We start from the raw sequence: 15,063 nt of genomic DNA on the forward strand, positions 1-15,063 counted from the left end.
GTGGGCGGGATCCCTTACGGGGTCCCGCCCTTCGGCGTACTACGAGACCTTCAGCAGGGCTCCCTCGCGCCACTTGAGGATCTTGTCGAAGCTGACCACCGCACCGCTGCCCGGCCGGTTGCGGAACCGGACGTGGTCCGCGAGCTCCGCGATCAGCCACAGGCCCCGGCCGTGCTCCCGCGACGTCTCCGGATGCCCCGGGGTGCCGGCCTGCCCGGGGCCGCCCCCGGCTCTCGTGTCGGCCGCGGCCGAATCCGGCGGGAAACCGGGACCCGAGTCGGTCACCTCGATCCGGCAGCAGTCCCCGTCCAGGTACGCCGTCACGCGGTACGCCGCGCAGGCCTCCTGACCGGCTTCCGCGCCGTCCCGGCCGCCGTCGGTCGCCGGACCCCCGTGCTCCACCGCATTCGCGCACGCCTCGCTCAGCGCCACCGACAGGTCGAAGGAGATGTCAGGGTCGACCCCTGCGGTCTCCATCGTCCCGAGCAGCAGCCGCCTGGCCAACGGCACGCTCGCTGCTTCGCGCCTCAAGTGGAGAGACCACCAGATGCTCATACGGTTACCTATTGCCGTCCATGGCGGGGTGTAAGCCCCGGGCGGCGCTCGCAGCCCTCATTCGGCCGATGTGGCGCTCCCGAGTGGCGGTGTATGCGGCGGTATGGGGCGGGCGTGGGTGACTTCGGCCGCCGTTCGCCGCCCTCCTGCCTGGAGCGGCCGTGGAGCGGAATCCGAGGCGCCTTCCGGAACCTGCCGTATGAAGCGCCTAAGCGCAGTGCGATGATGGCCCGGCCATGACTGCCCCCCACGCGACGCAGGCCGGAGCCGGCCTCCGACTGATCCGGGCCGCGGTGTTCACCGCGGTCTGTGTCGTGCTGTCCGCGGCCGGGCACGCCTTGGCATCCTGCGCCACCGTGCCCTGGTGGGCCCTCGGCATCGGCTTCCTCGCCGTCTTCGCGGTCGCGGCCCCGCTCGCGGGACGCCGCCGCTCACTGCCCGGCATCGCCGCCGGGCTCGCGGCCGGACAGCTCGGGCTGCACGCGGTGTTCGGCCTCGGCCAGCACGGCGCGGCGGCCTCCACCTCGGCGTCTCCCGCCGACACTTCGCTCGCGGCGTTGGCGGCCCGGCTGGTGTGCGGGGGCAACTCCGTACCGCTCAGCCCGGCCGACGCCCGGCAGATCCTGGAGACCGCCGGCCTGGACCCGGTCACCCTGGCCGCGCAGGCCCAGGCACAAGGGCACGCGGCCCACGCCCACATGGCCGAGGCCGCGGCGCAGCCCTCGACCGGTCTGTTCAGCCCGGCCATGCTGCTCGGCCACCTGCTGGCCGCGCTCGCGGCCGGCTGGCTGATGGGACGTGGCGACGCCGCGCTCTTCCGCCTCGTGGAGCTGTCCCGGCTCTCCGCCGAAGCCGATCCGGTACGTCCGCTGCGCGCCGCGCTGGCGTACGTACGGGCGCTCGGCGCCGGGCCCGCGGGTACGCCCGCCGGTGCCCCGCGGGCCTCGCGGACCGCGGCCGGACCCGCCGCCTCCACCGGCCGGGAAGCGCTCCAGCACACGGTGATCAGGCGCGGGCCGCCCATGGCCCTCGCCCTCGCAGCCTGACGCGGCACCCCCAAACTCCCCGGGACACACGACGGGAGCACCGGTGCCGCGAACTCCGCGCGCGCCGTGTGCGCGGAGCCTTCCGTCACCACTGCTTCCGTGGAGTGTTTCTGCCATGAAGACCTCTCGCGTCTCCATCGCCGCCGCCATCGCCGCCGGCTCCGTCCTCTTCCTCTCCGGCACCGCGTCCGCCCACGTCGGCGTGCAGCCCGGCGAGGCCACCAAGGGCGGCTACGCCACGATCAACTTCAAGGTGCCCAACGAGCGCGACAACGCGTCGACCACGCAGCTGGAAGTCAACTTCCCGGTCGACCAGCCGCTCACGTCCGTGATGCCCCAGGACATCCCCGGCTGGACCTCGAACGTCGAGAAGACCAAGCTCGACAAGCCGCTCACGGTGCACGGCAAGCAGATCAACGAGGTCGTCACCAAGGTGACCTGGACCGGCGGCAAGATCGAGCCCGGCAGGTTCCAGCAGTTCCCGGTCTCCGTGGGCAAGCTGCCCGACAACGTCGACCAGATGGTCTTCAAGGCGATCCAGACCTACGACAACAACGAGGTCGTCCGCTGGATCGAGGAGACCAAGCCGGGCGCCGCGGAGCCGCAGAACCCGGCGCCCGTCCTGAAGCTGACCGCCGCGCCCGCCGCGGGCGGCGACCACCACGACGACGGTGCCAAGAACGACGACGGGGCCAAGAACGCCGACAAGGGTCACGACGAGGCCGCCGAGAGCGGTTCCGACACGACCGCGCGTGCCCTCGGCATCACCGGCATCGTCGTCGGTCTCGCCGGTGTGGCCTTCGGCGTCGCCTCGCGCCGCCGCGCCTCCTGACCTGCCACGCCCGCAGGCCCGCACGGTCGCGGCGCCCGCGGACGGTCCGTACCAACCCCGATCCCAGGGACACCTCTTCATGCGCACCACACGTGTGACGGTCGCCGCCCTCGTGGCAGCGGCCGCCCTCACCCTCACCGCCTGCGGCGGTGAGCAGGCCCCGGCCAACTCGGTCAAGCAGATCAGCGGAGGCCAGGCCAAGGCCGGCTCCGCGACCCTGCTCGACCGCCCGTTCGACAAGCCGGAACTGGTCCTCACCGACACCACCGGCAAGCCGTGGAACCTGCGCGAGCAGACCAAGGGCAGGCCGACGCTCATCTACTTCGGCTACACCAACTGCCCCGACGTGTGCCCGCTGACGATGAGCAACATCGCCGTCGCCAAGAAGGCGCTCCCGAAGGCCGACCAGGACAAGCTCCAAGTCGTCTTCGTCACCACCGACCCCGACCGGGACACTCCCGAATCCCTCGGCTCGTGGCTCAAGGCCCAGGACCCGTCCTTCATCGGACTGACCGGGGACTTCGCCACCATCCAGGCCGCCGCGCGCAAGCTCGGCATCGGTATCGAGGCCGCCACGAAGGAGGCCGACGGCAGCGTCGTCTCCATGCACGGCGCCCAGGTCATCGCGTTCTCGCCCAAGACGGACGAGGGCTACGTCCTGTACGGCGAGGGCACCACCGTCGATGACTACACCAAGGACCTGCCGAAGATCGTCAAGGGAGAGAACCCGTGAACGCCCGCACCACCCGCACCCTCGCCGCCGCCCTCTCCCTGACGGCAGCGTTCGCCATATCCGGCTGTTCCTCGGACGGTGGGGACTCCGGCGGCAAGCCGAAGCTCTCGGTCAGCGGCGCCTTCATGCCCCAGCCGGTCAACGACAAGATGGCCGGCGCGTTCATGGTCATCAAGAACGACTCCAAGACGGCCGACAAGCTCACCGGCGTCACCAGCACGCTCTCCGACGATCTGCAGATCCACGAGACCAAGGACCAGAAGATGCAGCAGGTCCAGTCCATGGACGTGCCTGCCAACGGCGAGCTGAGGCTGGAGCGCGGCGGCAGCCACGTCATGTTCATGGGGCTCAAGAGCACCCCGAAGGTCGGCGACAAGGTCACCGTCGAGCTCCGCTTCGAGAAGGCCGCGCCCGTGAAGGTCGAGCTGGACGTCAAGGAGCGGACGTACAACGCCCAGACGCCGACATCCACCGACGGCACCGCCCACTGACGGACCGAGGGACTGACACGCCATGACGGCCACCGCCCCATCCGCGGCCCGCGTCCACGCCACGGCACTCCTGCCGAGGCTCACGCTGGTCCTCGCAGCCCTGCTGGCAACCCTGTTCGCCATGGCCGCCCCGGCCTCGGCACACGCCGCACTCACCGCGAGCGACCCCAAGGACGGGGCGGTGGTCGCCACGGCCCCCGCCCAGGTCACCCTCTCCTTCTCGGAGCAGGTCGCCATGGGCAACGACTCCATCCGCGTCCTGGACCCCCAGGGCAAGCGCATCGACACCGGCGAACTGCGCGACATGTGCAGCGGATCCACCATCCGCTACGGCACCGCCCTGCACACCGGCCTGCCCAACGGCACCTACACCGTGGCCTGGCAGGCCGTCTCCGCCGACAGCCATCCCGTCGCCGGTGCCTTCACCTTCTCCATCGGCGCACCCTCCGCCACCGCCGTGAACCTGCCCGCGCAGACCGCGGGGGACGGCCCCGTCGCCCTCGCCTACGACGTCGCGCGGTACGCCGCGTACGCCGGCTTCGCCGTCCTCGTCGGCGGGGCGGCGTTCATCCTGGTGTGCTGGCGCCGGGGCGCCGCCGAGCGGTCGCTGCAGCGGCTGGTCGTACGGGCCTGGGTCACCCTCACCGTCGCCACCCTCGCGATGCTGATGCTGCGCAACCCGTACACGGGGTCCGGGAAATTCGCCGACGCCTTCGACCTCGACGGGCTCAAGGCCGTCCTGGAGACCAAGTCCGGCGCCTCGCTCGTCTCCCGGCTGCTCCTGCTCGGCGCCGCCGCGCTCTTCATCGCCGTCCTGTTCGGCGCCTACGCACGACGGCAGCACGCCGACAGGAGTGCGGAGGACACCAAGGCCGACAGCGACCTCGTCTTCGGGCTCGCCGTCGGCGGGACCGTCGTCGCGGGCGGAATCGCCGCCACCTGGGCCCTGTCCGAGCACGCCTCCACCGGCATCCAGCCGGGTATCGCCATGCCCGTCGACATCCTTCACCTGCTGGCCGTCGCCACCTGGCTCGGCGGACTCACGGCGCTGCTCGTCGCCCTGCACAAGGCCCCCGGGATCGAGCGCGAGGCCATCCGGCGCTTCTCCGCCGTCGCTTTCACCAGCGTGATCGTCCTCGCCGCGACCGGGACCTATCAGGCCTGGCGCCAGATCGGGACCTGGTCCGCCCTCACCGGTACCGGGTACGGGCAGCTCCTGCTCGTCAAGGTCGGCCTGGTGGCCGTCCTCCTCTCCATCGCCTATCTCTCCCGCACCTGGACCGGGCGGCTCGCCGAAGCCCCCGCCGTGAAGGCAGCCAAGGGGACCAAGGCGGCCAAGGTCGTCGCGCAGCGCGATGTTTCACGTGAAACACAGTCAGTCGGCGGCACCGGCGCGGGCGCTGGCGATCCCAAGCGGGCCGCTCAGCTCGTCCGGCAGCAGGCCGCACAGGACAACGCGCGCGAGAGGCAGGCGCGCGACGCCGATCCGGACCGCGCGGGCCTGCGCCGCTCCGTCCTCGCCGAGGCGGGTGTGGCCGTCGTCCTGCTGGCCGTCACCACCATCCTCACCAGTACCGAACCCGGCCGGGCCGCGGAGTTGGAGGCCGGGCGGGGCTCCAATGCCACCGCCGTCCCCAACCGGGCCATCAAGGTCACTCTGCCCTTCGACACCGGCGGCCAGAACGGCAAGGGCTCCGTCCGGGTCGAGCTCGATCCGGGCCGCGTCGGGGCCAACAGCCTCCACGTCTGGGCCGACACCCCCGACGGCAAGCCCCTCGACCTCCCCGAGGTGAAGGTCTCCTTCACCCTCCCGACCAAGGACATCGGTCCCCTGCCGGTCGTGCCCGAACACGCCGCGCCCGGGCACTGGAGTGCGTCCGGCGTCCAGCTGCCGCTGGCCGGCGACTGGCGGATCGACGTGACCGTCCGTACCTCCGACATCGACCAGACGACCGTGCAGAAGAACGTGAAGATCGGCTGACCAGCGTGACCGAGAGCAACCCCGACATCGAGATCTCCCGCCGCCGTCTGCTGGGCACCGTCGGCGCCGCGGGCGCCGCCGGGCTGGCACTCGGCGCCACCGGCGGCGCCCTCGTCCACGCCGCCGTCGCGGAACCCGGGACGGGCACCCCGGGAGCCGCCGGGAGCCTCGGCTCCCTCGGCGCCACCCAGGTCGCGTTCCACGCAGACCACCAGCCCGGCATCACCACCCCCCTCCAGGCCAAGGGCCACGTCCTCGCCTTCGACCTGGCACCGGGCGCCGGCCGCACCGAGGCCGCCGCCCTGATGCGCCGCTGGTCCGATACCGCCCGCCGGCTCATGGCAGGAGAGACCGCGCCCACCTCCGACACCGGCATCGCCCTGGACGCCGGGCCCTCGTCCCTCACCGTCACCTTCGGCTTCGGACACTCCTTCTTCGAGCGCACCGGCCTCGCCGCCCGCCGCCCCACGGCCCTCGACCCGCTGCCGGACTTCTCCTCGGACCGGCTCGACGCCCAGCGCAGCAACGGCGACCTGTGGGTCCAGATCGGCGCCAATGACGGGCTCGTCGCGTTCCACGCACTGCGGGCCCTGCAGAAGGACGCCGGGGACGCCGCGCGCCCGCGCTGGTCGATGAACGGCTTCAACCGGTCCCCCGGCGCCACCGCGGCCCCCATGACCGCCCGCAACCTGATGGGCCAGATCGACGGCACGGGCAACCCGAAGCCCGCCGACCCCGACTTCGACAAGCGGATCTTCGTGCAGGGCGCCGGCCCCGGACCCGCCGAGCACGCGTGGATGGCCGGGGGCTCGTACGCCGTCGTACGCCGTATCCGCATGCTCCTCGACAGCTGGGAGGGGCAGACCCTCGCCCAGCAGGAGCAGGTCATCGGCCGGACCAAGTCCAACGGCGCCCCGCTGACCGGCGGCGGCGAGACCACGGCGATGGGCCTCGACAAGATCGGCTCCGACGGCAAGCCGGTCATCCCGTCCAACGCGCACGCCCGGATCTCGGCCCCGGCACAGAACGGCGGGGCCGCCATGCTCCGACGGCCCTTCTCCTTTCACGACGGGATCGCCCCGGACGGCGCCCCCGACGCGGGACTCCTCTTCATCTGCTGGCAGGCCGACCCGCTGCGGGGCTTCGTCCCCGTCCAGCGCAAGCTCGACCGGGGCGACGCGCTGTCGGAGTTCATCCGGCACGAGTCCAGCGGCCTGTACGCCGTGCCGCCCGGCGCACGCGCCGGGGAGTACGTCGGGCAGCGGCTGCTCGAAGGATGAACAGCCCCGCGGCGGCCTGCGCCCCGGCATTAGGCTGATCACATGTCGGCCACTCGCTTCACCTATCTCGGTCCCGAGGGCACGTTCACCGAAGCTGCCCTCCGCACACTGCCGGAAGCCGCGACCCGGGAGCTCGTCCCGATGGTGTCGGTCCCGGCCGCCCTGGACGCCGTACGCAACGGCGAGGCCGCGGCCGCGCTGGTGCCGATCGAGAACTCGGTGGAGGGCGGGGTCACCGCCACCCTCGACGAGCTCGCCTCCGGCGAACCGCTGATGATCTACCGCGAGGTGCTGCTCCCGATCGCGTTCGCGCTGCTGGTGCGGCCCGGGACGAAGCTCTCGGACGTCAAGACCGTCACCGGGCACCCGGTCGCGCAGCCGCAGGTCCGCAACTGGCTGCGGGCGAACCTGCCCGACGCGGTGTGGGAGTCGGCCGCCTCCAACGCGGACGGAGCCCGGCTGGTCCAGGAGGGCCGGTTCGACGCCGCCTTCGCGGGCGAGTTCGCGGCGGCCACCTACGGGCTCGTCCCGCTGGTGACCGAGATCCACGACGCGGAGAACGCCGAGACCCGCTTCGTGCTCGTCGGACGCCCGGCCCGGCCGGCCGCGCCGACCGGCGCGGACAAGACCTCCGTGGTGCTGTGGCTCGGCGACGACCACCCCGGTGCGCTGCTGGAGCTGCTCCAGGAGTTCGCCGTGCGCGGGGTGAACCTGATGCTGATCCAGTCCCGGCCCACGGGCGAGGGCATCGGCAACTACTGCTTCGCCGTCGACGCCGAGGGCCACATCTCGGACCGCCGGGTCAGCGAGGCCCTCATGGGTCTCAAGCGCACTTGTCCCCAGGTGCGTTTCCTCGGCTCGTACCCGCGCGCCGGCGTTGCCCAGGGTGACGTCCGCGCGCCGCGGTCGGGCACCTCCGACGGCGACTTCACGGCCGCCTCCGACTGGCTGGCACGCTGCCTCGACGGCCGCGCGTAGGGCTCCGTCCACTGTCCACAGAGTTATCCACAGGCCGAGGGTCGTGCCTGGGGACAAGTCGACAGAGTCGCGCGACAAGGTCGACATATCGGCCGGGGGGCATAGGTTTCGCGCTGGGGAGCGGAAGGTGAACGGCGTCACCCCCGTATCGCCGATCAACTCTTTGGAGCGAGTCATTCCCACCCGAATGAGTGTGTGAGGGCGGTTTGAACCCTGATCGGCCCTGGCTGCCTCCTGGGCGGGATTGATCTATTTCCGTGTCCACAGATCCGGCGCACAGCCTGTGGATAAGACGCCCCGGCCGGGAATTCCTGTGGACAAGACAGGCCCTCCGGCCCTGCTCAGGGCCTGCCCGATCCCTGACGCCGCGCCCCTTTTCGGGGAATGGGACCGCTTTTATCGACCTTCCCGGAACGGTAGCTCCCAGCCGCCTGCGGGAAGTTTTCCATTTGCCGCAATTGGGACATAGTGACACGCAGCGTGATATCGGTGTGATCCCAGGAAGCCCCGCCCGGTAGCCTGGAGGGGTGATTGACCTCCGGCTGCTCCGTGAAGACCCTGACCGTGTCCGCGCCTCGCAGCGCGCCCGTGGAGAGGACGTCGGCCTCGTCGACGCACTGCTCTCCGCCGACGAGCGCCGCAGGTCCTCCGGCATGCGCTTCGACGAACTGCGCAACGAGCAGAAGTCGCTCGGCAAGCTGATCCCGAAGGCCTCCCCGGAGGAGCGGGCCGAGCTGCTGAAGAAGGCCGACCAGCTCAAGCAGGACGTCAAGGCCGCCGAGGCCGAGCAGAACGAGGCCGACGAGGCTGCCAGGCAGCTCCTGCTCCAGCTGGGCAACATCGTCCACGAGGACGTGCCCGTCGGCGGCGAGGAGGACTTCACCGTCCTGGAGACGCACGGCACCATCCGCGACTTCGGCGCCGAGGGCTTCGAGCCCAAGGACCACCTGGAGCTCGGCGAGTCGCTCGGCGCCATCGACGTCGAGCGCGGCGCCAAGGTGTCGGGCTCGCGCTTCTACTACCTCACCGGTGTGGGCGCGCTGCTGGAGCTGGCGCTGGTCAACGCGGCAATCGCGCAGGCCACCGAGGCCGGCTTCATCCCGATGCTGACCCCGGCGCTGGTCCGCCCGCGCGCCATGGAGGGCACCGGCTTCCTCGGGCAGGCCGCGGAGAACGTGTACCACCTGGAGAAGGACGACTACTACCTGGTCGGCACCTCCGAGGTCGCGCTCGCCGCGTACCACATGGACGAGATCATCGACGCGGACAAGCTCCCGCTGCGGTACGCCGGCTTCTCGCCGTGCTTCCGCCGCGAGGCCGGTACGTACGGCAAGGACACCCGCGGCATCTTCCGCGTCCACCAGTTCGACAAGGTCGAGATGTTCTCGTACGTCGCGCCGGAGGAGGCCGAGGCCGAGCACAAGCGTCTCCTGGACTGGGAGAAGCAGTGGCTGACCAGCCTGGAGCTGCCGTTCCAGGTGATCGACGTCGCCACCGGTGACCTGGGCTCTTCCGCCTCGCGCAAGTTCGACTGCGAGGCCTGGATCCCCACCCAGGGCAAGTACCGCGAGCTGACCTCCGCCTCGAACTGCGACGGATTCCAGGCCCGCCGCCTGTCGATCCGCTACCGCGACGGCAAGAAGACCCAGCCGCTGTCCACGCTGAACGGCACGCTGTGCGCCGTCCCGCGCACCATCGTCGCCATCCTGGAGAACCACCAGCAGGCCGACGGCACCGTCCGGGTCCCCCCCGTGCTCCGCCCGTACCTGGGCGGCCGCGAAGTCCTGGAGCCGATCACCAAGTGAGCCCGGCCCCGTTCCCGTACAAGCTCGTCGCGACCGATCTCGACGGCACGCTGCTGCGTGGCGACGACACCGTCTCAGAACGCACCCGTGAGGCGCTCGTCGCGGCCACCGCGGCGGGCGCGGCGCACATCATCGTCACCGGCCGGGCCGTGCCCTGGACCCGGCACGTCCTCGACGACCTCGGCTACAAGGGGATCGCCGTCTGCGGGCAGGGTGCGCAGGTCTACGACGCGGGCGCGCACCGGCTGCTGACCTCGGTGACGCTGGACCGGCAGCTCGCCGGTCTGGCGCTGTCGAAGCTGGAGGCCGAGGTGGGCCCGCTCGCCCTGGCCGCCAGCCGGGACGGAGTGGACGGCGAAGTCCTGTTCGGGCCGGGATACCAGGTGCAGGAGGGCCTTCCGGCCATATACCTGGACGACACCGCCGCGGTGTGGACGGCTCCGCTGAACAAGCTGTACATCCAGCACCCGACCCTGGACGACGACGCTCTGGTCAAGGTGGCCCGGGAGACCGTGGGCAGCCTGGTGGACATCGTGATGGCCGGCCCCGGCATCGTGGAGATCCTGCCGCTCGGGCTGACCAAGGCGACCGGGCTCTCGCTGGCCGCGCGCCGGCTGGGAGTGAAGGCGGCGGAGACGATCGCCTTCGGCGACATGCCCAATGACATCCCGATGTTCGGCTGGGCCGCGCACGGGGTGGCGATGGCCAATGCCCACGCAGAGCTGAAGGCGGTGGCCGACGAGGTGACGACCTCCAACGAGGAGGACGGCATCGCGGTGGTGCTGGAGCGTCTGCTGGGCTCCGCCTAGCACGCGAAACGTACGAGAGGTCCGGGGCAGCCCGCGCCGCAAGGCGCGCTCGAAGTGGCTGCCCCGGACCTTTTGTTGCTCCCCGCACCACCCACTCTGCCCCGCGCGCAATCCCCGTACCAGCGATTTTCCGCGCGGTGGCCGCGGCTATGTTTCACGTGAAACACGAGCGGGGCGCCCGTGCGGGTGCGGATGCCGGGTGAGCGGCCAGGCGAGCAGACCGACGGCGAGCGAAATGGCGTGGCCGAGGTCGGTGAAGGTACCGCCGGTGACGAGCGGGAGCCCGAAGAAGGCAACGGCTCCAGCGAGGTAGAACCATCTCCACGGGCCGGGGAGCCGGTAGGTCAGGACGCCTACGGCGGCGGCGAGTCCGTAGCTGACTCCGATGTCGACGACGTGGACCATGCTGCGCGGGGCGCGGTGGTCCTGGATGGCCATCAGGACGACCTTCTGGGTGATCAAGGTGGCCGTGACGTGGGCGGTGGCGACGATCAGGAGCCAGCGCATCGTGCCGAGCCAGCGTTCGACGGGGGCGTGGAACAGCTCGAAGAGCACGGCGTAGAGGGCGAGCGAGGCCGGGTTCTCGATCCAGAAGGCGCTGGAGAGCAGGGTCCGGAGGGGGTGTTTGGCGAGTTCGTGGATATTGCTGCTGTTGCGGTGGAGCAGGACGCTTTCGAGGTGGTCGGGTGCGATCACGACGACGATGCTGGTGATGGCGATGATCAGCAGCCAGATGTGTGTCCCGGGCGTGGACCGTATCCAGGACCGCACGGGCCTGGACGGCTCGGGCTCGGGGTGCTCGATCATGCACTGATGATGACGTGCGCGACTGTGCCCCGCCTGGCCGGGTGGGCCGGGCGGGGCACGGTACGGGGAGCGGGTGCGGCGGGGTCCTACTCCTCGCCCGCCAGGGTGAGACGGCGCAGCTTCTGGCCGGCGTAGACGGTGGCACCGACGGTGACCGTGACGAGCAGGACCACGGCGGTGTTCAGGCCGACGCTGGCGTCCACGTACCCCTCGCCGGCGATCTTCTCCGCGAGGGTGAGGGCCCACTGCTGGATGCTGAGGGTCTTGGCGCCGTTGACGAGGCTGCCGAAGAGCGACTCCCAGATCAGGGCGTAGACCAGACCGAAGACGACGGCGTGCCGGCTGACGGTGCCCAGCAGCAGGAAGAGCGCGCTGTAGGCGATGGAGGCGACGACGGCGGCGACGGCGTAAGCCACGGCGATCTGCTGGCCGTTGCCGTTGAGGATGAAGCCGGCGATCAGGGTGGGGATGGCGGAGAAGGCCATCGTGACGGCGATCGCGACGATCAGCTTGGTCATGATGATCGTCGGGCGCTTCACCGGCTTGGAGAGCAGGTAGACGATCGAGCCGTCGTCGATCTCCGGACCGATGGCTCCGGTACCGGCGATCACGCCGATCAGCGGGACCATGGTGGCGAGGGCGAAGCCGCCGAGGAGGTCGGCCGCGACCTTGTCGTCCAGGCCGGTGAAGGCGCGGACGGCGACGGAGATGACGATCAGCAGGACGGGCAGCGCGCAGAGGATCAGCGCGCGGCGGCGGCCGAGCAGGGCCCGGTAGGTGAGCCGGGCGACGGTGGGGTTGTACATGGTTGCCAGCTCCTTCAGGCCGCGACGAGGTAGGAGAAGACCGACTCGAGGGACTCGTCGGAGGGCGAGACCGTCAGCAGCCGGATGCCCTGCGCGCGGGCGACCCGCGGCAGCAGCTCGGTGAAGCGCCCGAAGTCGACGGCCTGGATCCGCAGGACGCCTTCCTTCAGGTCGACTTCGATGCCGGCCGTGGACGGGTCGGCGATCAGGGCCGCGGCGAGGGCCCGGTCGTCGGAGGAGCGGACCACGTAGCGGTGCGGGCGGTCCGTCATCAGGCGGCGGATCTTGCGGTAGTCGCCGGAGGCCGCGTGCCGGCCGGCGACCACCACCTCGATGTGGGAGGCCAGCTGCTCGACCTCCTCCAGGATGTGGGAGGAGAACAGGACGGTGCGGCCCTCGTCGCCCATGCGCCGCAGCAGCTCCATCAGCTGCATGCGCTGGCGCGGGTCCATGCCGTTGAACGGCTCGTCGAGCAGGAGCACGGACGGGTCGTGGACGAGGGCGGAGGCCATCTTCACGCGCTGGCGCATGCCCTTGGAGTACGTCGAGATCTTGCGGTCCTGGGCGTGCTCCATCTCGACGGTGGCCAGGGCCCGCTGGGCGGCCGCGTCGTCGAGGCCGTGGAGTTCGGCGTTGGCGACGACGAACTCCCGGCCGGTGAGGAAGTCGTACATGGCCTCGCGCTCGGGCACGACGCCGATCTGCTTGTAGACCTGCTCATTGCGCCAGATCTGCGTCCCGTCGAGGGTGACGGTGCCGGTGGAGGGGGCGAGGAAGCCGCCCATCATGTTGATGAGGGTGGACTTGCCGGCGCCGTTGGGGCCGAGGAGTCCGGTGACGCCGGGTCCGATGCGCATGGTGACGTCGTTGACGGCGACGACGTTGCCGAACCAGCGCGAGGCGTGGTCGATGTCGATGATGGTCACAGCCCGGCCTTCCGGTAGCGGGCCATCAGGGCGGCGTAGGAGCCGGCGATGAGGCCAAGGATGACGAGCAGGTAGACCACACCGGTGGCGGCCGAGGGGCCCGTGCCGCCGGGGAAGGCGGAGGTCGCACCGAGGAGGGCGGTCTGGAAGCCGTCGATCAGGGTGATCGGGGAGAACAGGCCCATCCAGTCGATGGCGCCGGTGGACCCGGTGTTGTAGGCGATGCCCTGGACCGCGGTGACGGCGCCGTAGGGGATCAGCAGCACGGCGATGATCGCGGCGACGCCGAAACCGCGGCGCGGGGTGAGCGCCGCCATGACCAGGCCGAGGCCGGAGAAGAGCAGCGACAGCAGCAGTACCGACACCAGTCCCTGCCCGAATCCCTTGGTCTGGTCACCGAAGTCGAACTTCGCCAGCAGCGCGCCGATGTACATGATCAGCAGCGGGGTGGCGGTGAGGATGAAGAGGGCCGATGCCATCGCCGCGAACTTCGCCACGACGTAGTCGACGCGCTCGATGGGCCGCGAGAAGTAGAGCGGCACCGTCTTGAAGCGCAGGTCGCGGGAGACGGACTGGGGCGCCTGGGACGCGAGGAAGAGGCCGATGATCACCTGGGTGGTCAGGGCGTACGTCGTGTACTTGATCGGCAGGTCGCTGTAGGTGGGTACCGCGATGGCCACCGCGACGAGGATCAGCGCGGGTACGCACATCACCGCGAAGAGGATCATCGGCAGCACCTTGGACTTGGCGGAGCGACCGAGTCCGTAGGCCCCGCGCAGGGACTGCGAGAACAGCGACTTGCGGGCGTAGGCGCGGCCCAAACGCAGGCCGTCGTAGGACCGGTAGCCGATGTTGTGGATCTGGGTCGAGGTGTCAGGCGCCATCGGAACCGGCTCCCTTCCGCTGGACGGACTGGTCGTTGTCACGGAAGACCTCCGCGATGTGGTGGCGGCGCTGCTCCATGCGGACCAGGCCGAGCCCCAGGTCGGCGACGGTGTCGCGGACGGTGTCGTACGTCTGCTCGCCGGTGGCCTCGACGAGGAGGATGTGGCCGGCTCCCGGCAGGCCCTGCTCCTCGCCGGCGTGCAGGGTGATGCCCGCCTCGGTGAGCGCCTTGCGCAGGGCGGAGGTGCCATCCGGGTGGGTGTCGGAGTCGGTGACCTCGACCGCGAGGGTCGCGGTGGTCTGGGTGAAGTCGCTGGTGGAGCTGGAGCGCAGCAGCTTGCCGCCGTCCACGACCACGACGTGGTCGCAGGTCCGCTCCAACTCGCCGAGCAGGTGGGAGGTGACCAGCACCGAAATGCCGAAGTCCGTGTGGATGCGGCGGATCAGGCCCAGCATCTCGTCTCGGCCGACCGGGTCCAGGCCGTTGGTGGGCTCGTCGAGCAGCACCAGCTGGGGGTCGTGGACGAGCGCCTGGGCGAGCTTGACGCGCTGCTTCATGCCGGTGGAATAGCCGCCGATGGGGCGGTACCGCTCCTCGTACAGCCCCACGTGGCGCAGGGTGTCGGCGGTCCGCTCACGGGCGGCGGTCGGCGGGAGCCCGGACATGCGCGCCATGTGCACGACGAACTCGGTGGCCGAGACGTCGGGCGGCAGGCAGTCGTGTTCGGGCATGTAGCCGACGCGCTCACGGATGGCGCTGCCATGCGTGGCGACGTCGAGTCCGAGCACGGCGGCGGTGCCCTCGGTGGCGGGGGACAGTCCGAGCAGAATCTTGATCAGCGTGGACTTGCCGGCTCCGTTGGCACCCACGAGGCCGGTTACGCCGGGCCCGATGTCCAGGGAGAGCCGGTCGAGGGCGGTCACTCGGGGGTACCGCTTGCTCAGGCTTTCGGTCGCGATGACAGTCACGAGTCAGACGTTAGTGGCGCTCGAGGAGCAGATCGTCAGACCTGGAGCGGGATCCGGTCTACGCCTTCAGGACTACACACCCTGACGAAAGGCTGACGCGGACAAGTTTGTCCACAGGTCTGTGCACGGGCCTTGACGTGATCTCCGGTCATTGTCACAT

15 protein-coding genes are annotated in these 15,063 nt (G+C 70.6%); 9 read left to right on the forward strand and 6 right to left on the reverse strand.

Annotated features, from left to right (window positions below):
- Positions 1-39: 39 nt before the first annotated feature.
- The gene (locus ACFWBF_RS09275; protein WP_385597593.1) at positions 40-555 is read right to left on the reverse strand and encodes an ATP-binding protein; all 516 of its coding nucleotides are present in this window, start codon (positions 553-555) and stop codon (positions 40-42) included.
- 236 nt (positions 556-791) lie between these two features.
- Between ACFWBF_RS09275 and ACFWBF_RS09280 the strand changes: the two genes are divergently transcribed.
- From ACFWBF_RS09280 to ACFWBF_RS09320, 9 genes are all read left to right on the forward strand, one after another.
- Positions 792-1,601: a hypothetical protein gene (locus ACFWBF_RS09280; protein ID WP_385597595.1), complete on the forward strand. Its 810-nt coding sequence runs from the start codon at positions 792-794 to the stop codon at positions 1,599-1,601.
- 115 nt (positions 1,602-1,716) lie between these two features.
- Positions 1,717-2,433 (forward strand): YcnI family protein, encoded by a 717-nt coding sequence (locus ACFWBF_RS09285; RefSeq protein ID WP_385597598.1) that lies wholly within the window; start codon positions 1,717-1,719, stop codon positions 2,431-2,433.
- Positions 2,434-2,512: 79 nt separating this feature from the next.
- A complete protein-coding gene (locus tag ACFWBF_RS09290; protein ID WP_385597601.1) occupies positions 2,513-3,166 on the forward strand; it encodes an SCO family protein in 654 nt (217 codons plus the stop codon).
- Positions 3,163-3,657: a copper chaperone PCu(A)C gene (locus ACFWBF_RS09295; RefSeq protein WP_385597603.1), complete on the forward strand. Its 495-nt coding sequence runs from the start codon at positions 3,163-3,165 to the stop codon at positions 3,655-3,657. Before ACFWBF_RS09290 ends, ACFWBF_RS09295 begins: the two co-directional genes overlap by 4 nt.
- 22 nt (positions 3,658-3,679) lie before the next feature.
- Entirely contained in the window at positions 3,680-5,638 is a 1,959-nt protein-coding gene (locus ACFWBF_RS09300; protein ID WP_385597605.1) for a copper resistance protein CopC, read from the forward strand.
- A complete protein-coding gene (efeB, locus tag ACFWBF_RS09305; protein WP_385597701.1) occupies positions 5,635-6,918 on the forward strand; it encodes an iron uptake transporter deferrochelatase/peroxidase subunit in 1,284 nt (427 codons plus the stop codon). Before ACFWBF_RS09300 ends, efeB begins: the two co-directional genes overlap by 4 nt.
- Before the next feature lie 42 nt (positions 6,919-6,960).
- Positions 6,961-7,896, forward strand: coding sequence for a prephenate dehydratase (pheA, locus tag ACFWBF_RS09310; protein ID WP_385597608.1), 936 nt, complete (start codon positions 6,961-6,963; stop codon positions 7,894-7,896).
- Positions 7,897-8,423: 527 nt separating this feature from the next.
- Positions 8,424-9,701 (forward strand): serine--tRNA ligase, encoded by a 1,278-nt coding sequence (gene serS, locus ACFWBF_RS09315; protein ID WP_385597611.1) that lies wholly within the window; start codon positions 8,424-8,426, stop codon positions 9,699-9,701.
- A complete protein-coding gene (locus tag ACFWBF_RS09320) occupies positions 9,698-10,510 on the forward strand; it encodes an HAD family hydrolase (protein ID WP_385597614.1) in 813 nt (270 codons plus the stop codon). Before serS ends, ACFWBF_RS09320 begins: the two co-directional genes overlap by 4 nt.
- 147 nt (positions 10,511-10,657) lie before the next feature.
- Here ACFWBF_RS09320 and ACFWBF_RS09325 read toward each other — a convergent pair whose 3' ends face one another.
- The 5 genes from ACFWBF_RS09325 to ACFWBF_RS09345 all read right to left on the reverse strand — a co-directional run bounded on the left by ACFWBF_RS09325 (position 10,658) and on the right by ACFWBF_RS09345 (position 14,903).
- Positions 10,658-11,317, reverse strand: a complete 660-nt coding sequence (locus ACFWBF_RS09325) for a rhomboid-like protein (protein WP_385597617.1) — start codon at positions 11,315-11,317, stop codon at positions 10,658-10,660.
- An 86-nt stretch (positions 11,318-11,403) separates the two neighbouring features.
- A complete protein-coding gene (locus ACFWBF_RS09330) occupies positions 11,404-12,123 on the reverse strand; it encodes an ABC transporter permease (RefSeq protein WP_385597620.1) in 720 nt (239 codons plus the stop codon).
- A gap of 14 nt (positions 12,124-12,137) precedes the next feature.
- A complete protein-coding gene (locus tag ACFWBF_RS09335) occupies positions 12,138-13,049 on the reverse strand; it encodes an ABC transporter ATP-binding protein (protein WP_385597625.1) in 912 nt (303 codons plus the stop codon).
- On the reverse strand, positions 13,046-13,933 hold the full coding sequence (locus ACFWBF_RS09340) for an ABC transporter permease (RefSeq protein ID WP_385223793.1): 888 nt from the start codon (positions 13,931-13,933) through the stop codon (positions 13,046-13,048). The genes ACFWBF_RS09335 and ACFWBF_RS09340 overlap by 4 nt, the downstream gene beginning before the upstream one ends.
- On the reverse strand, positions 13,923-14,903 hold the full coding sequence (locus tag ACFWBF_RS09345; protein ID WP_385223792.1) for an ABC transporter ATP-binding protein: 981 nt from the start codon (positions 14,901-14,903) through the stop codon (positions 13,923-13,925). Before ACFWBF_RS09345 ends, ACFWBF_RS09340 begins: the two co-directional genes overlap by 11 nt.
- Positions 14,904-15,063 lie beyond the last annotated feature (160 nt).

The organism is Streptomyces sp. NPDC060028 (assembly GCF_042736725.1).
GTDB lineage: Bacteria > Actinomycetota > Actinomycetes > Streptomycetales > Streptomycetaceae > Streptomyces.